The following is a 21,236-nucleotide window of genomic DNA, read 5'->3' on the forward strand; positions in this document are numbered from 1 at the left end:
AAACGGCGGATTTATGTCAGCCGTTAGGTCCGGGCGATAAAGGCTGACCGGGCACCGGTCCACCAGTCGGCGCCGGACGGCTCGGGTCGCCCTTGCCGGTCCTGGACATGTCGGTGATCGGCGCGGTTGCCGCTCCACCCTCCGGACCCAGGGCGATCAACGGGGTACCCGCCGGGATAACCGGGGCGACAGGTGCGCCCACCGGAACCGGGGCGCCCACCGGGACGGGTGCGCCCACCGGAACCGGGGCGCCCACGGGCACGGGTGCGCCGACCGGCACGGGTGCGCCGACCGGGACGGGTGCGCCCACCGGGATGGGGCCACCTATGGGCACCACCGCACCGCCGGGACCAGGCACGACCACCGGAACACCGGCCATGCCGGTGATGGGAGCACTGGCAGGACCGCACACACCGGTGGGCGTGGCGCCGGCCGGTGCCGGGCCGCCACCCGGTGCCGGGCCGCCGGCCGGTGCTGGTGCACCACCGGGAACCGCGCCACCCGCGGCCGGGCCGCCTGCGGCTGCGGGCCCACCCGCTGCTCCCGCACCGCCGTATGCACAGCACGCCGCGGCCCCGCCGGCACCGGCAAGCGCCGCGCCGTCGGCTGTGCCCGCCATGCCCTGGATGCATCCGTAGCCGCCTGTTTTCAGCGGGACCGCGGCCGCGGCCGGGCTCAGCGAGAGGGCGGCCCCGCACAACCCGGCGCCGACAGCAATAACTTTGATGTTGAATCGATCAAAGATCGTCATCAACGCCAACTCCTTTATCCGTGCTCACATATTTCCTCGTGGTCCCGCAGAACCGCATAGCCGAAGTCTCCGAACGACCGGCCCAATTGTCAGCCGCCGTTGTTCAACACATGACACACCGCGCCGCGCCGTTTCCAAATGGTGACGTTCGCTCGGATTCAGCCCCGGGACAGTCTGCAAAGAGAATGGCGCGGACGCCGTCAAATCCGCGCCGCCTCCCACCGACAGCATCGCCAGGATTGGAGATGAATGCCGCCGAAACGGCGCCAGTCGCGCGCCGGGTAGGTGAGCCGGCAGTCTTACCGGCCCCAGCGACCCCGGTTGCACTGATCTAGGCTGGCCACGAGCGCTTATCAGCGGACACGAAAGAAGACGAGGAGAGACACCGTGACGGTCCGAGTAGGCATCAATGGGTTTGGTCGAATCGGACGCAACTTCTACCGCGCCCTTTTGACCCAGCAGGAGCAGGGCAAAGCCGACGTCGAGGTGGTGGCCGTCAACGACCTCACCGACAACGCCACGCTGGCGCATCTGCTGAAGTTCGACTCGATCCTGGGCCGCCTGCCTGCCGACGTCAGCCTCGACGGCGACGACACCATCGTCGTCGGCGACCACAAGATCAAGGCCCTGGCCGTCAAGGAGGGTCCGTCCGCGCTGCCGTGGGGTGACCTGGGTGTCGACGTCGTCGTCGAGTCCACCGGTATTTTCACCAACGCCGCCAAGGCCAAGGGTCACCTGGACGCCGGGGCCAAGAAGGTGATCATCTCCGCGCCGGCCACCGATGAGGACATCACCATCGTTCTGGGCGTCAACGACGACAAATACGACGGCAGCCAGAACATCATCTCCAACGCCTCGTGCACCACCAACTGCCTGGGACCGGTGGCCAAGGTGCTCAACGACGAATTCGGCATCGTCAAGGGCCTGATGACCACCATCCACGCCTACACCCAGGACCAGAACCTGCAGGACGGCCCGCACAAGGACCTGCGCCGCGCCCGGGCCGCCGCGCTCAACATCGTGCCCACCTCCACCGGAGCGGCTAAGGCCATCGGCCTGGTGCTGCCGGAGTTGAAGGGCAAGCTGGACGGGTATGCACTGCGGGTGCCGATCCCGACCGGATCGGTCACCGACCTGACCGCGGAGCTGTCGAAGTCGGCCAGCGCCGACGAGATCAACGCCGCGTTCAAGGCCGCGGCCGACGGACCGCTCAAGGGCATCCTGAAGTACTACGACGCCCCGATCGTGTCCTCCGACATCGTCACCGACCCGCACAGCTCGATCTTCGACTCCGGCCTGACCAAGGTCATCGACAACCAAGCCAAGGTCGTGTCCTGGTACGACAACGAGTGGGGCTACTCCAACCGCCTCGTCGACCTGGTCGAGCTCGTCGGCAAGTCGCTCTAGCCGTGAGCATCCCGACCCTCGAAGACCTTCTCGCCGAAGGTGTTTCAGGTCGCGGTGTGCTGGTGCGCTCCGATCTGAACGTGCCTCTCGACGATGACGGCAACATCACCGACCCCGGCCGCATCACCGCTTCGGTGCCCACGCTGCAGGCGTTGCTCGACGCCGGCGCCAAACTGGTGGTCACCGCGCACCTCGGCCGGCCCAAGGACGGGCCGGACCCCAAATACTCGCTGGCGCCGGTCGCCAAGGCGCTGGGCGAACAACTCGGTCGGCACGTCCAGCTGGCCGGGGATGTCGTCGGTACCGACGCGCTGGCCCGGGCCGAGGGTCTGACCGACGGCGACATCCTGCTGCTGGAGAACATCCGCTTCGACAAACGTGAGACCAGCAAGGACGACGACGAACGCCTGGCGCTGGCTAAACAACTCGCCGAATTGGTCAGTCCCGGAGGGGCTTTCGTCTCCGACGGGTTCGGTGTGGTGCACCGCAAGCAAGCCTCGGTGTACGACGTCGCCACCCTGCTGCCGCACTACGCGGGCAAACTCGTCGCCGACGAGATCAAGGTGCTCGAGCAGCTGACCAGTTCCACTGAGCGGCCCTACGCCGTGGTGTTGGGCGGCTCGAAGGTGTCCGACAAGCTCGGTGTCATCGAGTCGCTGGCGACCAAAGCCGACAGCATCGTCATCGGCGGCGGGATGTGCTTCACATTCCTTGCCGCACAAGGTTATTCGGTCGGCAAATCGCTGCTCGAAGAGGAGATGGTCGACACCTGCAGCAAGTTGTTGGAGACCTACCACGACGTGCTGCGACTGCCGGTGGACATCGTGGCCACCGAGAAGTTCGACGCCGATTCGCCGCCGCAGACCGTGGCCGCCAACGAAATTCCCGACGACCTGATCGGCCTGGACATCGGACCCGGTTCGGTGAAGAGGTTCACCACGCTACTGTCCAACGCGCAGACCGTCTTCTGGAACGGCCCGATGGGGGTGTTCGAGTTCCCGGCCTACGCGGAAGGCACGCGCGGAGTTGCCGAAGCGATCGTCGCGGCGACCGGCAAAGGCGCGTTCAGCGTCGTCGGCGGCGGCGACTCCGCAGCGGCGGTCCGCGCGCTGGGCATTGCCGAGGACGACTTCTCGCACATCTCCACCGGCGGGGGCGCGTCGCTGGAATATCTCGAGGGCAAGACACTTCCGGGCATCGAGGTGCTGGGTCAGGCCCAGCCCGAGCAAGACTAAGAAGGGCAAACAGTAGTGAGTCGCAAGCCGCTGATCGCCGGCAACTGGAAGATGAACCTCAATCACTTCGAGGCGATCGCGCTGGTCCAGAAGATCGCATTCGCGTTGCCGGACAAGTACTTCGACAAGGTCGACGTCACCGTGATCCCACCGTTCACCGATCTGCGCAGTGTGCAGACCCTGGTCGACGGCGACAAACTACGCCTCACCTACGGGGCGCAGGACTTGTCGCAACACGACTCCGGTGCCTACACCGGGGAGATCAGCGGGGCCTTCCTGGCCAAGCTGGGCTGCACGTTCGTCGTCGTCGGACACTCCGAGCGGCGCACCTATCACGACGAAGACGACGCGTTGGTGGCCGCCAAGGCCGCCGCCGCGCTCAAGCACGAACTGACCCCGATCGTCTGCATCGGCGAGCACCTCGAGGTCCGCGAGGCCGGAAATCACGTGTCGCACAACGTCGAACAGCTCCGCGGCTCGTTGGCCGGGTTGTCGAACGAGCAGATCGAGAAGGTCGTGATCGCCTACGAGCCGGTCTGGGCGATCGGCACCGGGCGGGTGGCCAGCTCGGCCGACGCCCAAGAGGTGTGTGCGGCGATCCGCGAGGAGCTGGGAAAGATCGCTTCACCGGAGATCGCCGAGGTGGTGCGGGTGCTCTACGGCGGTTCGGTGAACGCCAAGAACGTGGGTGACCTTGTCGCGCAACAGGACATCGACGGCGGCCTGGTGGGTGGGGCGTCGCTGGACGGCGAGCAGTTCGCCACGCTGGCGGCGATCGCGGCCGGGGGCCCGCTGCCCTGACCCCGCTGCCCTGACGGCAGCGGGACCCGCCCTACCGGTGCGCGGTCAGCCTGCCGTATTTCCCGGCCCGGACTATGGCGTGCGATCGCCACAATTGGCGCTGCATCGAGTCGAACACGTGGTCCGCAATGGATTTCGCGAGCTGCAACTGCTCGCTGGTGAGCGGCCCGGGCGCGCTGATGACGACACTGTCCCCGTCCGATCCGGTCGGCGGGTCATGCCGGCCGGCCAGATAGTCCAACCGGCCGCCGGTCTCGCTTTCCGCCGCCAACGCCAGCGGGCGCGTCTGGGCGAAGAATTCTTCGCCGGTCGATTCCAGCGCCACCAGCATCCACCAACGCAGTACCGGATCTTCTTGTTGCAGAGCGATTTTGGCGAACTCGATCATGTTCTGCCGGTGCACGTCCATGTCCGGATCGAAGAACAGCCACTCCAGCGCGTCACTGGCGGTGTGGTCGAGTAGGTCGTCGAGTCCGAGCGCATCCCAGTCCGACAAGAAGAGCTGGCTGTGCTCGGAAAGTCGCGAAGCCCACGCGTTGACCTCATGCTGCGCGGCGGACGACGGTTCGTCGAACGTCATCGCGTATTTGGTCAAGTCGCGGTAGCCGAGGATGTCCATCACCCACATCGGGATGAATTGACGAAGTTTGTCCGCGGGACCGTGTTGGTCGCTGCGCAGCCAGTCGTAGAACGGGTGCGCGCGCAATTTGTTCTTGTGCTCTTCGATGTAGGACACCAGCTCGGCGTCGCGGTCGTCACGGGGGGCGACGACCAGCGCGGGTGCTGTCCAGTCGTCGCGGGCCAGTGCGGGCAGTTCCGGACGACGCGGGACGGTGCCGTTGTCGAGGTAGGCGTTCGCGTAATGCAGGAATCCGTCGAAGATGTCGTCGAAGATGCCGAACATGCGCTGGCAGGCCTCGGCCGCACGCTCGCGGCGTGCAGGGTCCAGCGAGACCGTTTCGAAGATGCCTTCGGTATTCCCGACGTGCCCCGACTCCAAATCCAGGTGGTACGGGCCGAAATAGCGGTATTCCAGTCCGGTTTTGCTCGACAGCGTGGCCGCGACCCGGGCCGTATTGCTGAGCATGACGTGACCCGTCGCTTCTCCGGCCTCGGAGTGCCCGAACCGGATCAACGCATCGTCACCGTCGTCGACGACCAGCCTGATGAACTCGATTCCACTGCGGCGGAACGGTTCCTGATCCGGAGACAGAAACAACCACCACAGCGTGTCGCTGGTGCGCCAGCCCAAGCGTGCGTCCAATTCGAGCTTGCGCCAATCCTCGAGAAACATCTTGGAATGCTTCTCGTCTTCCAGGGTGCCGAGATTGATCACCCATTCGTATTCGGTGTGCGGCTCGGGGAACCGCAGCACCCACCGGTTCATGTCCCGGAACTGCATGATGAACAGTGCGCCCGCTGGACCGATGGACAACCGGTCCTGGGCTGGGACCCGATCGCTGGTCAGCCAGTCGAAGAACGCGTGTCCTCTGACAGCTTGTTGCCCTGCATCCCGCAGACGCATCACATGTTTCATTGCGAGGTCATTCCTTCGCTGACTTCATCCACCGATTGTTGAACCGCTACGCGCCACGGACCTTTCGCAAAAGGTGCGGCAATTGTACGTCTGCGCAACGCGAGCCGAACGTCGGACAGGAGTCACCCGCGAACGTGGCGGGAACTCGTCGATTCTGTTTACCCCAATCCGCCCATTTCTATGTGTTGCATGAGAAAGTAGCTGTGCAGCGGGCAGCGTTGATCTGGCTTTCTCGGTAGCAACCCGGGGGAGGAGGTGGAGTCGGTGGTAATGATCGACCACGACGACAGGCGCGAAGATTCCGCGGGCGATGTGCCCGCCGAAACCAGCCAGCCGACGCCTGACGAAAACTGCGCGCTCGAGTCGATGCTCACCGGACGCGCGAGTGGCCGCGATGCCGAGCTGCTGCGCGCCGTGTTCGCGCAGACCGGAATCGGGGTCGGCCTCTCCGACATGGCCGGCAAGATCCTGGTGGTCAACACCGCATTTGCCCGCATGTTCGGTTACGAGGTCGAAGAATTCGTCAAACTGCACATCACCGACCTCAACCACCCGGACGACACCTCGGAGACCTGGCAGCAGTACGCGGCGTTGATGCGCGGTGACGTCGACCGGGTCAGCCTGGAGAAACCGCACCTGCATCGCGACGACACACCATATGGAACAGCGTCAACGTCTCGCTGGTCCGGGACGCCAACGGCGTCCCCATCCACACCGTGGCGATGTTCGAGGACGTCACCGATCGTCACCAGCTCGAACAGCAACTGCGCCACCAGGCTCTCTTCGATCCGCTGACCGGCCTGCCGAACCGGGTGCAGTTCTTCGAGCGTCTCGGTGCGGCGTTCGACAATCCGCATTCGCGGGTCGGGATCTGCTATATCGACCTGGACTGTTTCAAGGATGTCAACGACACCCTGGGCCACGACATCGGCGACAAGGTCCTGGTCAAGGTCGCCGACCGACTTTCGTTGTGCCTGCAGCGATCTGAACAGATGGTCGCGCGGCTGGGCGGCGACGAATTCGTGTTCTTCGTACCAGAACCCAGTGGCACCAACGAGGTCACCGAGCTGGCCGACTCGGTGCTGCGGGTCCTGGAGTCGCCCTTCGACATCGACGGGCACCTGATCAACATCTCCGCCAGCGTGGGCGTCATGGAGCAGGAAGTCTCCGAGATGTCCCAGGTCGACCTGATGAAGGGAGCCGACATCACGCTGGCGCGGGCCAAGCAAGCCGGCCGCAACCGATGGGCGCTGTATGACCGCGACCACGACAACACCCCGATCTACAAGGCGCTGGACCGCGGTGAGTTCTTCCTCCTGTACCAGCCGATCGTGCGGCTGTCCGACAACTCCATCATCGGCGCCGAGGCCCTGCTGCGGTGGGCGCACCCCACGTTGGGCACGCTGCTTCCCGAGCGATTCATCAATCTGGCCGAGCGGAACGGGATGATCGTGCCGCTCACCACGTTCGTCGTCGAACAAGCCTGCCGCGACCTGCGTGCCTGGCATGCGGGCGTCACCGCCGACCCGTTGCCGTTCGTCAGTGTCAACGTCTCCGTCCGCAGCATCTGCGCTGCCGGCTTCATCTCGGTCGTCAAGAATGCCGTGCAGGACAGCGGGCTGCCGTCACACGCGTTGCAGCTGGAACTGACCGAGAATGCGATCCTCGGCAAAGACGAGACGTCGGTGACGCGGTTGCAGCAGCTGTCGGCGATGGGCGTGGCGATCGCCATCGACGACTTCGGCACCGGCTTCTCCAGCCTGGCCTACCTGCGCAACCTGCCCGTGGACGTGGTCAAGCTGGCCGGTGAGTTCATCAAGAACATCGGTGGCAACATCCACGGCAGGCTGGCCGACGAGCAGATCACCCGGGCGATGATCGACCTGGCTCACACGCTGGGCCTCAGCGTCACCGCAGAGCAAGTCGAGACCGCCAGTCAGGCCGCCCGGTTGCGGGCCTTCGGCTGCGACGCCGCGCAAGGCTGGCACTTCGCCAGGCCGATGCCCGCCGACGAATTGTTCGGACGCTGAGCGGCCGCGCCGCGAACGTGCCGCTACTGCGAATACCCGGCCCTGATTTTCGCAGCGGCAACACACTCGGCGAACCTGCCTGTGGCCCCCTTCGCCGAACGTGTAACCGCTGCCAAATCCAGGCCGAAATTTCGCAACAGCGACACGCTCGGCGCTCACCACCACGCCATGTTGTCTTGACCACTTGACAATGGGGGCCTGATTTTCGCAGCGGCAACACACTCGGCGAGAGGCTGCCGCTAGCTCACTTGTATTTGATCAGCAGTGCCATGCCGATGATCGACACCAGCCAGATTCCGGTGATGAACAGCGTCAACCGGTCCAGGTTCTTCTCGACGACGGTCGACCCGGACAGACTGGACTGCACTCCGCCACCGAACAGTGTCGACAGGCCGCCGCCCTTGGCGCGGTGCAGCAGCACCAGCAACACGACCAGCACGCTGGTGACCACCAGGGTGATCTGCAGGGCCAACTCCATAACGGGCAGCCTACCGAACGTGGCCGGACGGGCCGCGACCGCCAGGCTCAGTTGGGCGGACCAACCACCAGCGTCACCGGCACGGTGCGACTGACCTGCCCGCCGTCCAGGTAGGTGACCATCACGGTTTCGTCGGGACGACGCCGGTCCAGCACGTCGGTGAGGACGGTTGCGTCGGGCACCTGCGTGCCGTCGATCGCCGTGATGACGTCGCCGCCGTCCAGGCCCGCCGCCTCGGCGGGTGAGCCGCGCAGGACGCCTTCGACGGGGACGCCCCCGCCGCGGCTGTTGCTGACCGCCACACCGAGGATGGCCGTCGGGCCGACATGGATCGACCCGGCAGGGGTGCCGGAGCGGACGGCGTCGGCGATCCCCAGCGCGCGATTGAGCGGGATGGCAAAGCCGCCGGTGCTGACCATCTGGTAGGTCTCCGAGGCGGCGGTGACGATTCCGACGACCTGGCCGTTCCGGTCGACCAGGGGGCCGCCGGAATTGCCGGGCCGGACGTTGGCGCCGAACTCGATGAGGTCGCTGAGTTGCTCGCTGCTGCCGGTGGTTCGATCGTTGGCGACGATGCTCTGGCCGAGCGCCCGGACAGCCCCGCCCGCCGGGGTCAATCCGCCGCCCTCGGGGAATCCGACCGCGGTCACCGGGTCGCCGACTCGCACGCTCGAGGAATCCGTGGTGGGAGCGACGGGCAGGCCGGCCGCACCGCGTAGTTGCAGGACGGCGATGTCACTCTTGCGGTCGTACCCGAGCACGTCGGCCGCGTAGGCCTGCCCGTTGCCCACGTTGGTCACCGTGATGTCCGTGGCGCCCCGGATGACGTGGTTGTTGGTCAGCACGACGCCGTCCGGGCTCAGCACGATCCCGGTGCCGGTGCCGGTCGCCCGTTCGAACGGGATGTTGGTATCGATCCGCACGACGCCCGGCTCGACGCGGGTGGTGTCGACGACGAGGCTCGGTGCCGTCTTGATGCCGTCGTGCGGTCGCCCGCCCGACGACACGTCGGCGGAAGCCTCGGGTGTGGCGGTAGTGAGTCCGGCGGTGGTGAGAACCAGGACGAGCATCAGCAGGTAGCGGCTGATCCGCGCGCGCAGCGCCCCTGCTGGGTGACGCCCATTGGTCGAAAGCATGTCTGGTTCCTTTGGTTACTGGGTCAAAGCGACGGTTGGCGTCCTTTACCCAGGCCCGAGCTGGCTAAACTCGGCGCCAAATGGCCGAGTCGACAGCCGGCACCGATACTTGGACGCATGGTCGAGGTCTCAGACACCGCTTTAGAGCCGATCGGCGACGTCCATCGGACCGCGTTGGGTCGGGAGGCGACCGAGCCGATGCGCGCCGACATCAGGCTGTTGGGCGCCATCCTCGGTGACACCGTGCGCGAGCAGAACGGCGAAGAGATCTTCGACCTCGTGGAGCGGGCCCGCGTGGAATCCTTCCGGGTGCGACGCTCGGAAATCGACCGCGCCGAGGTGTCGCAAATGTTCGACGGCATCGACATTCACCAGGCCCTGCCCGTGATCCGCGCGTTCACCCACTTCGCGTTGTTGGCCAACGTGGCCGAAGACATCCACCGCGAACGTCGCCGTAGCGTCCACGTCGCCGCCGGGGAGCCGCCGCAGGACAGCAGCCTGGCCGCGACCTATCTGAAACTCGAAGAGGCTCAACTCGATTCGCAGACGGTGGCCGATGCGCTGCGGGGGGCGCTGGTGGCTCCGGTGATCACCGCCCATCCCACCGAGACCCGCCGGCGCACCGTCTTCGTCACCCAACACCGGATCACCGAGCTGATGCGGCTACACGCGGAAGGGCACACCGAGACCGACAGCGGGCGCAGCATCGAACTCGAATTGCGCCGCGAGATCCTCACGCTGTGGCAGACCGCCATCATCCGGTTGTCCCGGTTGCAGATCAGCGACGAGATCGCCGTGGGTTTGCGGTACTACCCGGCCTCGTTCTTCGAGGTCATCCCGAAGGTGAACGCCGAGGTCAGGGCGGCGCTGCGGGCCCGCTGGCCGGACGCCGAGCTGTTGTCCGGGCCGATCCTGCGGCCGGGCTCCTGGATCGGCGGTGACCGCGACGGCAACCCCAACGTCACCGGCGAGGTGGTGCGGCTTGCCACCGGCAGCGCCGCTTACACCGCACTGGCTCATTACCTGGCCGAGCTCGACCACCTCGAGCAGGAACTGTCGATGTCCTCGCGATTGCTCACGGTGACACCCGAACTCGCCGAACTCGCCGGCGGGTGCGAGGACAAGGCCCGCGACGACGAGCCGTACCGGCGTGCATTGCGGGTGATCCGCTCCCGGTTGAGCACCACCGCCGTCCAGATCTTGGACCGGGAGCCACCGCACCTGCTCGACCTGGGCCTGCCGGCCTACGACGCGCCTGCCGAGTTGCGTGCCGATCTGGACACCGTCGATGCTTCGCTGCGCAGCCACGGCAGTGCGGTGCTGGCCGACGACCGGCTGGCGCTGTTGCGAGAAGCCGTGCACGTGTTCGGATTTCACCTCAGCGGATTGGACCTGCGGCAGAACTCAGACGTGCACGAGGAGGTGGTGGCCGAACTGCTGGCCTGGGCCGGAGTGCACCCCGACTACGCCTCGCTCCCGGAAGAAGAGCGGGTGGAATTGCTGGTGACCGAACTGGGCACCCGGCGTCCTTTGGTGGGGGACCGGACGCAACTGTCCGATCTCGCGCGCAGCGAACTGGAGATCGTCGGCGCCGCCAGGCACGCCGTCCAAACCTACGGCCCCGCATCGGTTCCCAATTACGTCATCTCCATGTGCCGGTCGGTGTCGGACATGCTGGAGCCGGCGATCCTGCTCAAAGAAGTTGGCCTGCTGGACGCTTCGGGTGACGAACCGTACTGCCCGGTGGGTATCTCCCCGCTGTTCGAGACGATCGACGACCTGCACAACGGCGCGTCGGTGCTGCAGTCGATGCTGGAACTCCCGCTCTACCGGGCCATGGTGGCGGCCCGCGGCGACGAGCAGGAGGTGATGCTGGGCTACTCCGACTCCAACAAGGACGGCGGATACATGGCCGCCAACTGGGCCGTCTACCGTGCCGAGCTGGCGTTGGTCGAAACCGCCCGCGACAACGGAATCCGGTTGCGGCTCTTCCACGGTCGCGGCGGCACGGTGGGCCGCGGTGGCGGCCCGAGCTACCAGGCCATCCTGGCGCAGCCGCCGGGGGCGGTGAACGGGTCGCTTCGGCTCACCGAGCAGGGCGAGGTTATCGCGGCAAAATACGCCGAACCCCGTACCGCCCGGCGCAACCTGGAGAGCTTGGTGGCCGCGACCCTGGAGTCGACGCTGCTCGACGTCGAGGGCCTCGGTGACCGCGCCGAGCCCGCCTACGCGGTGATGGACGAGATAGCCGACCTGGCGAAGCGGGCCTACGCCGAATTGGTGCACGACACAGAGGGTTTCGTCGAATACTTCAAGGCGTCCACGCCGGTCGGGGAGATCGGTTCGCTGAACATCGGGAGCCGGCCCAGCTCGCGCAAACCCACCGAGTCCATCGCCGACCTCCGCGCCATCCCGTGGGTACTGGCCTGGAGTCAGTCGCGGGTGATGCTGCCCGGCTGGTACGGCACCGGCACGGCCTTCGAGCAGTGGATCGGCGCCGGGCCGGAAAGTGAAGAGGACCGGCTTGCGGTGCTGCACGAACTGTATGAGCGGTGGCCGTTCTTCAGCAGTGTGCTGTCCAACATGGCGCAGGTGCTGGCCAAGAGCGATCTCGGGCTGGCCGCTCGGTATTCGGAGTTGGTGGACGACGAAGCGTTGCGGCGCAGGGTGTTCGACAAAATCGTCGACGAGCATCGCCGGACCATCGCGATGTACAAGCGCATCACCGGCCAGGACGACCTGTTGGCCGACAACGCCGCGCTGGCGCGTTCGGTGTTCAACCGGTTTCCGTATCTCGAGCCGCTCAATCACCTTCAGGTGGAATTGCTCCGGCGCTACCGCTCCGGTGAGGACAACGAGTTCGTGCAGCGCGGAATCCTGCTGACGATGAACGGTTTGGCCAGCGCGCTACGGAACAGCGGCTGAAACGGCGGCTCAAGCCGGCGCGTCAGACTGAACAAGGTGCTCACGACGCGGTGCGGCGGCGCGCCCGGCGCGCAGTAGCTTCCATTTTGGTGTTGATCGGTTCGACGGCCGCGGCCAGGCGCGGATAGGCGATCGCCGGCCCGACCCAGCGGGCCAGGAAGCGGCGCAATTCAGCCGGACCGCGCGAATCACGTTCGGTGAGAAACGAATACAACACGCGGATGCTGAACTCGGAAAGTTCGTCCAGCGCCGCTTCGTCGAAACCGTGTGCCTCCCAATCGACGTCGAACCTATGCAGCATGGAGCGACTGAACGTCAACGCGGTGTCGGAGGCCAGTGAGGTGGTGACCTTGCCGCCCGGCCGGTTCGTCAGGATGAAGTTGATCCGCTGGTCGTCGGCCAGCGTCTCCACGGCGAATGCCATGCCTTCGACGATCGCGTCGACCGGTTCGGTCAATCCGCGCACGCGCGCGGCGAGTCGCTCCAGGAATCCGTCGCCGGAGCGCATGGACGTGGTCAGGATGAGCTGTTCGGCATTGGGGAAATAGCGATACACGGTCTGGCGCGTCACGCCGAGTTTTCGCGCCACATCGGCGATGCGCAGCGAAGGACCGCGTTCGACGAGCAATTGTTCGGCTGCGTCGAGGATTCGGCTGATCGCTTCTTCGTCAGATGCCGGGGTATCGCCTGACCACCCGTGGCTACGCATCGCTACCCAGCCGCTTCTGCAGACATATCCGGATCATAAAGGGTGCTGTCGCCTGCGACTTGAGTCGTTGACTCAGCGCAGAATCATCACGTTCTAGTGGACGGTTCGATTCCGCAGCCGGTCCAGCACCCCGCGCATCACGTGCTCGGTCGCGTTGATCGGCGTCATCATCGTCTCGCCCCAGCTGACGATGTTGTCCATCCGCTCGAGAATGGCTTCTACCGGCTGCAGCACTCCCAGCAGGCGTTTCGCCAGATCGTCGAGGCTGGACAGGGTGCGGTCCAGATGGTTGAGGGCGTCTTCCATCCGCTCCACGGTGGTGTTGAGCGCCTCCAGCGACGTGTTGAGTTGCTCGAGGGAACTGCTGAGCCCGTCGAGGACATCCTCCACCTGCTCTACAGTCTTGTCGGCATTCAACGCCGCTTGGGTGAGCGTCTTCACCCTTTGCCTAGCGGGCGGGCGGCCACCGCTTCTGTCTGCCATGTTGGTCATTATTACCAGCTGGCCAGTCAGCTTCCTACCCTCGGGAGAGTTTGCTCGCGGCGCCCTCGTCGAGTAGCCACAGCGTGGCCTCGCGACCGACGGCCCCGGCGGCCGGCAGCGACACCGGTTCGGCACCTCCGATCGCCGTCGCCACCGCGTCGGCTTTGCCTTCCCCCGACACCATCAGCCAGACCTCGCGGGAACGCTGAATTGCGGGCAACGTCAACGTGATTCGCAGCGGCGGCGGCTTGGGGCAGTCTTCGACCGCGACCACCATGCGGTTGGCCTCGCGCACCGCCGGAGTGTCCGGGAACAGCGAGTTGACGTGGCCCTCGGGTCCCATTCCCAGCAGGTGGACGTCGAAGGTGGGTGCCGGTTCGCCGTCGGTGGCGTTGGCGGCCAGGATCTGCTCGTAGGCCAGGGCGGCGGCGTCGATGTCGGAGCCGAATTCGCCGTCGCCGGCGGCCATCGGGTGCACCTGGCTGGCCGGGATCCCGACGTGGTCGAGGAGCGCCTCGCGGGCCTGTTTCTCGTTGCGTTCGTCGTCGTCCTCGGCGACGTAGCGCTCGTCGCCCCAGAAGACGTGCACCTTCGACCAGTCGATCTGTCCGTCCCGGGTCGCCAGATAGCGCAGCAGCCCGATCCCGTTGCCGCCGCCGGTCAGCACGATCAGGGCCTGACCGCGCGCCGCTACCGAGTCCTGCACGACTTTGATCAGCCGCTCGCCGGCGGCTTCGACGAGCTTGTCGCCGTCGGCAAACGTCTGGATTTCGGTGCTCATGCGTACTGCACTTTCTTGATGCCCTCCAGTGCCGACAGATAGATCTCGTCGGCGTCGAGTCGACGCAGGTCTTCGGCCAGACATTCGCCGGTCACCCTGCGCGGCAACGGGACCAGTGCGTCGGGCTTGGCGGTGCGGCTCAGGGTTGCGGTCGTTCCGTCCTGCGGGCGGCTGAGCGAGATCGTCTCGCTGTCACGCACCAGTTCCACCTTGAGGTCGCCGACCTCACGGCGCACCGGACCGTCGATGCGGCTGGCGAGCCAGCCGGCCAGCACATCGAGCGCGGGTTCGGTACGTAACCCGGAGATCAGCGCCGATTCGATCGGTTCGTGCGGCGGCAGATCGACGGCCGAGGTCAGCAGCGCTCGCCAGTAGGTGATGCGGCTCCACGCCAGATCGGTGTCCCCGGCGGTGTATCCGGCCAGCCGGCTCCTGATCGCCGACAACGGGTCGGCACCGTTGGTGGCGTCGGTGATGCGACGAATCGCCAACTTGCCCAACGGGTCTCGAGCCGGCACTGCCGGGGCGATGTCGGGCCACCAGGCCACCACCGGGATGTCGGGCAACAGGAAGGGGACGACGACGCTGTCGGCGTGACCGGACAACGCACCGGACAGACGCAGGATCAACACCTCACCGGCACCCGCGTCGCGACCCACCCGGATCTCGGCGTCCAGTCGTGGCTTGTCCGCGTACGGGTCTCCGCGCATGGCCACGATGATCCGGCTCGGGTGTTCGTGGCTGGCGTCGTTGGCGGCCTGGATGGACTCTTCCAGTACGGCGTCGCTGTCGGGCGCGATGATCAGTGTCAGAACCCGGCCCATCGTGACGATGCCGGCCTCTTCGCGAAGCTGGTCCAGCTTCTTGTTGATCGCGGTCGTGGTGGTTTCCGGTACGTCGACGATCATCTGCGCCGCTTCCCTCCGCGAGCCGGTGGTGCCTGCATCGTCGCGGCGCGGATCACGGCCGCCGCCATTCCCGGCCGGTGCGGCGCAGCATCTCGAACGCCGACTCCGGACCCCAGGTGCCGGCCTCATAAGGATCGGGTTTGCCGTGGGCTGCCCAGTTGTCGAGCACCGGATCGAGTATCTGCCAGGCCAATTCGACCTCTTCGTTGACCGGGAACAGCGACGGCTCACCGAGCAGCACGTCGAGGATGAGCCGCTCGTAGGCCTCTGGTGACTCTTCGGCGAAAGCCGAACCGTAGGAGAAGTCCATGTTGACGTCGCGGACTTCCATTGCGGTGTCAGGGACTTTGGACCCGAACCGCAAGGTGATGCCCTCGTCGGGCTGCACCCTGATGACCATGGCGTTGGCGCCGAGCTCGTCGGTCATGGTGGCGTCGAACGGCAGATGCGGGGCGCGCTTGAACACCAGGGCTATCTCGGTGACTCTGCGGCCCAGGCGCTTTCCGGTGCGTAGGTAGAACGGCACCCCCGCCCAGCGGCGGGTATCGACCTCGAGGGTGATCGCGGCGAAGGTCTCGGTGGTGGAGTCTTTGGCGAACCCCTCCTCCTCGAGCAGGCCGACCACCCGTTCCCCGCCCTGCCACCCGGCGGTGTACTGGCCGCGGCTGGTGGTCTCGTCGAGGGGTTCGGCCAGCCGTACCGCCGAGAGCACCTTGATCTTCTCCGTCTGCAACGACTGCGGGGTGAAGCTGACCGGCTCTTCCATCGCGGTCAGCGCGAGCAGTTGCATCAGGTGATTCTGGATCACGTCGCGGGCCGCGCCGATGCCGTCGTAATAGCCTGCGCGACCGCCCAATCCGATGTCTTCGGCCATCGTGATCTGCACGTGGTCGACATAGTGCGCATTCCAGATCGGGTCGAACAACTGGTTGGCGAAGCGCAGCGCCAGGATGTTCTGCACCGTCTCCTTGCCGAGGTAATGGTCGATGCGGAAGACCGCCTCCTCGGGGAAGACCGCGTTGACCGACTTGTTGAGGTCCTGCGCGCTTTGCAGGTCGTGGCCGAACGGCTTCTCGATTACCACCCGGCTCCACTGGTCGCCGTGCGGGCGGGCCAGTCCGGACTTGTGCAGTTGATCGCACACCACCGGAAAGGACTTGGGCGGGATCGCCAGGTAGAACGCGTGATTGCCGCCGGTGCCCCGATCGGCGTCCAGCTTCTCCAGCGTCTCGGCCAGGCGGGCGAAGGCGTCGTCGTCGTCGAAAGTCCCAGGGACGAACCGGAATCCCTCGGAAAGGCGGTCCCAGTTCTCCTGCCGAAAGGGGGTGCGACAGTGTTCCTTGACGGCCTTGTACACGACGTCACCGAAATCCTGGTGGCTCCATTCGCGGCGCGCGAAACCGACCAGAGAGAAGGTCGGCGGCAGCAGGCCGCGGTTGGCCAGGTCGTAGATCGCCGGCATCACCTTCTTGCGGGCCAGGTCGCCGGTGACCCCGAAGATCACCATGCCGCACGGACCGGCGATGCGGGGGAGCCGTTTGTCCCGCTTGTCGCGCAACGGGTTCTGCCATTGCGCGGCTTCGGAGCGGGTCATTTGTCGGCGGAGTCCAGCTGCTTCTGCGTCTCCTCGAGCAGTTCCTTCCAGGAATCCTCGAACTTCTCCACACCTTCGTTCTCCAGCACGACGAAGACGTCGTCGAGGTCGATCCCGATCTCGTCGAGCTTGTCGAACACCTGCTGCGCTTCGGAGGCGGTGCCGGTGACCGTGTCGCCCTTCACCTCCCCGTGGTCGGCGACGGCGTCAATCGTCTTCTCCGGCATGGTGTTCACCGTCTTGGGGGCGACCAGCTCGGTCACGTAAAGCGTGTCGGAGTAGTCCTCGTTCTTGACCCCGGTCGATGCCCACAGCGGGCGCTGCACCCGGGCGCCGTCGGACTTGAGTGCCTCGAACCGGTCACCGCCCTCGAACACCTCCTGATACGCCGCGTAGGCCAACCGCGCGTTGGCAACCGCGGCCTGACCGAGCAGCTTGCGCGCGTCTTCGGAGTCGATCTTCTCCAGCCGCTTGTCCACCTCGGTGTCCACCCGGGACACGAAAAACGATGCGACAGAGTGGATCTTGGACAGGTCGTGGCCGGCCTGTCTGGCCTTCTCCAGTCCGTCCAGGTAGGCGCCCATCACCGCGCGGTAGCGTTCGACCGAGAAGATCAGCGTCACGTTGACCGAGATGCCTTCGGCCAGCGTCGCGGCGATCGCGGGAATGCCCGCTTCGGTGGCCGGAATCTTGATCAGCAGGTTGGGCCGGTCGACGATCTTCCACAACTCGATCGCCTGCTGGGTGGTCTTGTCGGTTTCGTGCGCCAGCCTCGGGTCCACCTCGATGGACACCCGCCCGTCGACACCGTCAGAGGCCTCCCACTGCGGCCTCAGCACGTCACAGGCGTTGCGCACGTCGTCGGTGGTCACGGTGCGGATGGTGGCGTCGACGTCGGCGCCACGCTCGGCCAGTTCGGAGATCTGGTCGTTGTAGGTGTCGCTGTCCGCCAATGCCTTCTGGAAGATGGACGGGTTGGTCGTCACCCCGACGACACTCTTGGTGTCGATCAGTTCCTGCAGGTTCCCGGACTTGATCCGGTCCCGCGACAGATCGTCCAGCCACACCGACACCCCTGCGTCGCTCAGTGCGGCGAGGTTTGGATTCTGGGTCATCTTCAATCACCTTTTCTCAGTTATCGAGCGCTTCTTCCGCGGCGGCAGCGACGGCTTCCGCTGTGAAGCCGTACTCACGGAACAACGTCTTGTAGTCAGCGGACTCGCCGTAGTGCTCGATCGACACGATCTTGCCGGTGTCACCGACCAGCTTGTGCCAGGACTGCGCGACTCCGGCTTCGACCGCCACCCGGGCCGAGACCGTCGGCGGCAGCACGCTGTCGCGGTAGTCCTGCGGCTGGGACTCGAACCACTCCACACACGGCATCGACACCACCCGGGCGAGAATGTCCTTGTCCGCCAACAATTTCTGGGCAGCCACGGCGAGCTGCACCTCCGAACCGGTGCCGATGAGGACGACGTCCGGTTCCTCGTCGCCCGGGTCGCCGACCACATAACCGCCCCGGGCGACCCCGTCGGCGCTGGTGCCTTCCAGGATCGGGACGTTCTGCCGGGTCAGTATCAATCCAACCGGGCCGCTGCCGTTGCCCCGAGCCAACACGGTGCGCCACGCATACGCGGTCTCGTTGGCGTCGGCGGGGCGCACCACCGACAGGTTCGGGATCGCGCGCAGCGCCGACAGGTGCTCGATCGGCTGGTGGGTCGGGCCGTCCTCACCCAGTCCGACCGAGTCGTGCGTCCACACGTAGATGGTGTCGATGTCCATCAGCGACGCCAGTCGCACCGCCGGGCGCATGTAGTCGGAGAACTGCAGGAACGTGCCGCCGTACGCCCGGGTCGGCCCGTGCAGCACGATGCCGGACAGGATCGATCCCATCGCGTGCTCGCGGACACCGAAGTGCAGCGTCCGGCCGTACCAGTCCGCGTCGTAGTCCTTGGTCGAGATCGACGGCGGCCCAAACGATTTGGCGCCATCAATGGTGGTGTTGTTGCTGCCCGCCAGGTCGGCCGAACCGCCCCACAACTCCGGCAGCTTCGGTCCGACCTTGTTCAGCACCTCGTTGGAGGCCTTGCGGGTGGCGATCTCGTCGTCACCGGCATCCCAGTGCGGCAGATCGTCGTCCCAGCCGTCGGGCATCTCCTGCGCGGTGAGCCGGTCCAGGAGTGCCTTGCGCTCGGGTTCGCGCTCCGCCCAAGAATCGAAGTCGGTCTGCCACTTCTCGTGGGCTTCCTTGCCGCGGTCCACCAGCTTGCGGGTGTGGGCGATCACCTCGTCGCGGACCTCGAAGTTCTTCTCCGGGTCGAAACCGAGGATCTTCTTGACCTCGGCCACTTCGTCGTCGCCGAGCGCCGCGCCGTGCGCCTTGCCGGTGTTCATCAGGTTGGGTGCCGGGAAGCCGATGATGGTGCGCAGCGAGATGAACGAGGGCCGGCCGGTCTCGGCCTTGGCGTTGGCGATGGCTTCTTCGATGCCGACGACGTTCTCGCCTCCCTCGACTTCCTGCACGTGCCAGCCGTAGGCGCGGTAGCGGGCGGCGGTGTCCTCGCTGAGCGCGATGTTGGTGTCGTCTTCAATGGAGATCTCATTGCGGTCGTAGAAGACGATCAGGTTGCCCAGCTGCTGGACTCCGGCCAGCGACGAGGCTTCCGAGGTCACCCCTTCTTCGATGTCGCCGTCGGAGGCGATCACGTAGATGAAGTGGTCGAACGGGCTGGTGCCCGGCTCGGCATCCGGGTCGAACAGGCCGCGCTCGTAGCGCGCTGCCATCGCCATGCCGACCGCGGAGGCCAACCCCTGGCCGAGGGGGCCGGTGGTGATCTCCACGCCCTTGGTGTGCCGGAACTCCGGGTGCCCCGGTGTCTTGGACTTCCAGGTGCGCAGCGCCTCGATGTCGTCGAGTTCCAGACCGAATCCGCCCAGGTAAAGCTGCAGGTAGAGGGTCAGGCTGCTGTGTCCGGCCGACAACACGAACCGATCGCGGCCCAGCCAGTGGACGTCGCTGGGATCGTGCCGCATGGCCCGCTGAAACAGCGTGTAGGCCAGCGGAGCCAGGCTCATCGCCGTCCCGGGATGCCCGTTACCGACCTTCTGAACGGCATCGGCGGCCAGCACGCGGATCGTGTCGACCGCGGCCGAATCGATCTCGGTCCAATCGTCGGGGTGGTGCGCTTGGGTAAGGGCGGAGATCTCTTCGGTAGTGGTCAATTCATTCCTCAGTTCAGTGCACAGGCCGGTGTGGTCAAACTGATCAATCCCACCCTAGTGCGGGATCGTGGGTCGTTGCAGGTCCCAGATTTGGGTGTACCCGGGTGGGACCTCTGTGAAAATATCGCGTCGGGGGCAAAAGCGGCCGAACCGACCCTGCGGGCCAGTGGTCGGGCGTGCGCGGTCTACCATCGTGCGTAGTAGAAGCTGCGCGCGGCTGCGATTTCACCGAGGAGTTAATGCGTGAGCGTTCGCGGGCATGTCGCGCCCGGCCGGACATCAAGCCGGTTACGGGGACGGGTAACCGGCACCATGCTGGCTTATCTGGCGTTGACCAAGCCGCGTGTGATCGAGTTGCTGCTGGTCACCGCGATACCGGCGATGCTGCTGGCGCACCGCGGCACCGTCGACCCGCTGCTGATCCTCAACACGCTGGTCGGCGGGATCATGGCCGCCGGCGGCGCCAACACGCTGAACTGCGTGGCCGACGCCGACATCGACAAGGTGATGAAGCGGACCGCGCGACGGCCGCTGGCCCGGGCCGCGGTGCCGACCCTTCATGCGCTGATCTTCGGGTTGGCGCTGAGCGTGGGCTCGTTCTTCTGGCTCTGGTGGACCACCAACCTGCTTTCGGGTCTGCTGGCCGTGGCCACCATCGCGTTCTACGTGTTCGTCTACACGCTGCTGCTCAAGCGGCGCACCTCGCAAAACGTGGTGTGGGGCGGGGCGGCCGGCTGCATGCCGGTGATGATCGGCTGGTCGGCCGTCACCGGCACCATCGGTTGGCCGGCGCTGGCGATGTTCGCGGTGATCTTCTTCTGGACGCCGCCGCACACCTGGGCGCTGGCGATGCGGTACAAGGAGGACTACAAAGTCGCCGGGGTGCCGATGTTGCCGGCCGTGGCGACCGAGCGTCAGGTCACCAAGCAGATCTTGATCTACACCTGGCTGACGGTGCTGGCGACGCTGGCGCTGGCGCTGGCCGCCGGCTGGCTGTACGCGGGGGTCGCCGTGGTGGCCGGGGTGTGGTTCCTGGCGATGGCCCACCAGTTGTACTCGGGGGTGCGCGGCGGCGACGAGATCAAGCCGCTGCGGCTGTTCCTGCAGTCGAACAACTACCTTGCGCTGGTGTTCTGTGCGCTTGCCGTCGACTCGGTGATCGCGCTGCCCACGCTGTTCTGACGTTCCCTTCCGCGAGGGCGCCCAAATGTACGCCGAAACCCGACAATCCTGGCATTT

General features: G+C 66.0%; 18 protein-coding genes and 1 pseudogene. 8 read left to right on the top strand and 11 right to left on the bottom strand.

What is annotated here, in order from left to right; translation table 11 throughout:
• Positions 1-16 precede the first annotated feature (16 nt).
• The gene (locus AC5Y46_RS01175; protein ID WP_499944525.1) at positions 17-751 is read right to left on the bottom strand and encodes a beta-xylosidase; all 735 of its coding nucleotides are present in this window, start codon (positions 749-751) and stop codon (positions 17-19) included.
• A 387-nt stretch (positions 752-1,138) separates the two neighbouring features.
• On the opposite strand from AC5Y46_RS01175, the gene gap reads away from it, so the two are divergent.
• From gap to tpiA, 3 genes are read left to right on the top strand one after another with little or no spacing between them, the layout of a single operon-like run.
• Positions 1,139-2,158, top strand: coding sequence for a type I glyceraldehyde-3-phosphate dehydrogenase (gap, locus tag AC5Y46_RS01180; protein ID WP_499944526.1), 1,020 nt, complete (start codon positions 1,139-1,141; stop codon positions 2,156-2,158).
• 2 nt (positions 2,159-2,160) lie between these two features.
• On the top strand, positions 2,161-3,393 hold the full coding sequence (locus AC5Y46_RS01185; RefSeq protein ID WP_499944527.1) for a phosphoglycerate kinase: 1,233 nt from the start codon (positions 2,161-2,163) through the stop codon (positions 3,391-3,393).
• Between the two features lie 15 nt (positions 3,394-3,408).
• Positions 3,409-4,194, top strand: a complete 786-nt coding sequence (gene tpiA, locus AC5Y46_RS01190) for a triose-phosphate isomerase (protein ID WP_499944528.1) — start codon at positions 3,409-3,411, stop codon at positions 4,192-4,194.
• Positions 4,195-4,225: 31 nt separating this feature from the next.
• Here tpiA and AC5Y46_RS01195 read toward each other — a convergent pair whose 3' ends face one another.
• Positions 4,226-5,719, bottom strand: coding sequence for a hypothetical protein (locus AC5Y46_RS01195; protein ID WP_499989795.1), 1,494 nt, complete (start codon positions 5,717-5,719; stop codon positions 4,226-4,228).
• 282 nt (positions 5,720-6,001) lie between these two features.
• Between AC5Y46_RS01195 and AC5Y46_RS01200 the strand changes: the two genes are divergently transcribed.
• The 3 genes and pseudogenes from AC5Y46_RS01200 (at position 6,002) to AC5Y46_RS01210 (ending at position 7,761) form a co-directional block, all read left to right on the top strand.
• The gene (locus AC5Y46_RS01200) at positions 6,002-6,526 is read left to right on the top strand and encodes a PAS domain S-box protein (RefSeq protein WP_499944606.1); all 525 of its coding nucleotides are present in this window, start codon (positions 6,002-6,004) and stop codon (positions 6,524-6,526) included.
• Positions 6,454-6,921, top strand: a pseudogene (locus tag AC5Y46_RS01205) (diguanylate cyclase domain-containing protein); the annotation flags it as partial. The gene AC5Y46_RS01200 and the pseudogene AC5Y46_RS01205, both read left to right, overlap by 73 nt.
• Positions 6,904-7,761, top strand: coding sequence for a putative bifunctional diguanylate cyclase/phosphodiesterase (locus AC5Y46_RS01210; protein ID WP_499944607.1), 858 nt, complete (start codon positions 6,904-6,906; stop codon positions 7,759-7,761). The pseudogene AC5Y46_RS01205 and the gene AC5Y46_RS01210, both read left to right, overlap by 18 nt.
• A gap of 244 nt (positions 7,762-8,005) precedes the next feature.
• On the opposite strand, the gene secG is transcribed toward AC5Y46_RS01210, so the two are convergent.
• Together secG and AC5Y46_RS01220 are read right to left on the bottom strand one after the other, a co-directional pair.
• Entirely contained in the window at positions 8,006-8,239 is a 234-nt protein-coding gene (gene secG / locus AC5Y46_RS01215) for a preprotein translocase subunit SecG (protein ID WP_499944530.1), read from the bottom strand.
• Between the two features lie 47 nt (positions 8,240-8,286).
• The gene (locus tag AC5Y46_RS01220; RefSeq protein WP_499944531.1) at positions 8,287-9,375 is read right to left on the bottom strand and encodes a S1C family serine protease; all 1,089 of its coding nucleotides are present in this window, start codon (positions 9,373-9,375) and stop codon (positions 8,287-8,289) included.
• 117 nt (positions 9,376-9,492) lie between these two features.
• Here AC5Y46_RS01220 and ppc point away from each other — a divergent pair, with 117 nt between their 5' ends.
• The gene (ppc, locus tag AC5Y46_RS01225; RefSeq protein ID WP_499944532.1) at positions 9,493-12,300 is read left to right on the top strand and encodes a phosphoenolpyruvate carboxylase; all 2,808 of its coding nucleotides are present in this window, start codon (positions 9,493-9,495) and stop codon (positions 12,298-12,300) included.
• A 40-nt stretch (positions 12,301-12,340) separates the two neighbouring features.
• Here the strand turns inward: ppc and AC5Y46_RS01230 are convergent, their stop codons facing one another.
• The 7 genes from AC5Y46_RS01230 to tkt form a co-directional block, all read right to left on the bottom strand.
• Entirely contained in the window at positions 12,341-13,009 is a 669-nt protein-coding gene (locus AC5Y46_RS01230; RefSeq protein WP_499944533.1) for a TetR/AcrR family transcriptional regulator, read from the bottom strand.
• A gap of 93 nt (positions 13,010-13,102) precedes the next feature.
• Positions 13,103-13,501 carry a plant Invertase/pectin methylesterase inhibitor family protein gene (locus AC5Y46_RS01235; protein WP_499944534.1) on the bottom strand — a complete coding sequence of 133 codons (399 nt, stop codon included), beginning with the start codon at positions 13,499-13,501 and terminating at the stop codon, positions 13,103-13,105.
• A 25-nt stretch (positions 13,502-13,526) separates the two neighbouring features.
• Entirely contained in the window at positions 13,527-14,273 is a 747-nt protein-coding gene (gene pgl, locus AC5Y46_RS01240) for a 6-phosphogluconolactonase (RefSeq protein ID WP_499944535.1), read from the bottom strand.
• Complete coding sequence (gene opcA / locus AC5Y46_RS01245; protein ID WP_499944536.1) at positions 14,270-15,181, bottom strand: glucose-6-phosphate dehydrogenase assembly protein OpcA; 912 nt, start codon at positions 15,179-15,181, stop codon at positions 14,270-14,272. Before opcA ends, pgl begins: the two co-directional genes overlap by 4 nt.
• Positions 15,182-15,233: 52 nt before the next feature.
• A complete protein-coding gene (gene zwf / locus AC5Y46_RS01250; protein ID WP_499944537.1) occupies positions 15,234-16,775 on the bottom strand; it encodes a glucose-6-phosphate dehydrogenase in 1,542 nt (513 codons plus the stop codon).
• Entirely contained in the window at positions 16,772-17,890 is a 1,119-nt protein-coding gene (tal, locus tag AC5Y46_RS01255; RefSeq protein WP_499944538.1) for a transaldolase, read from the bottom strand. The genes zwf and tal overlap by 4 nt, the downstream gene beginning before the upstream one ends.
• Before the next feature lie 16 nt (positions 17,891-17,906).
• Positions 17,907-19,997, bottom strand: coding sequence for a transketolase (gene tkt / locus AC5Y46_RS01260; RefSeq protein WP_499944539.1), 2,091 nt, complete (start codon positions 19,995-19,997; stop codon positions 17,907-17,909).
• 243 nt (positions 19,998-20,240) lie between these two features.
• Between tkt and AC5Y46_RS01265 the strand changes: the two genes are divergently transcribed.
• Entirely contained in the window at positions 20,241-21,179 is a 939-nt protein-coding gene (locus AC5Y46_RS01265; RefSeq protein WP_499944540.1) for a heme o synthase, read from the top strand.
• The last annotated feature ends 57 nt before the right edge of the window (positions 21,180-21,236 follow it).

The organism is Mycobacterium sp. NGS59, assembly GCF_059812345.1.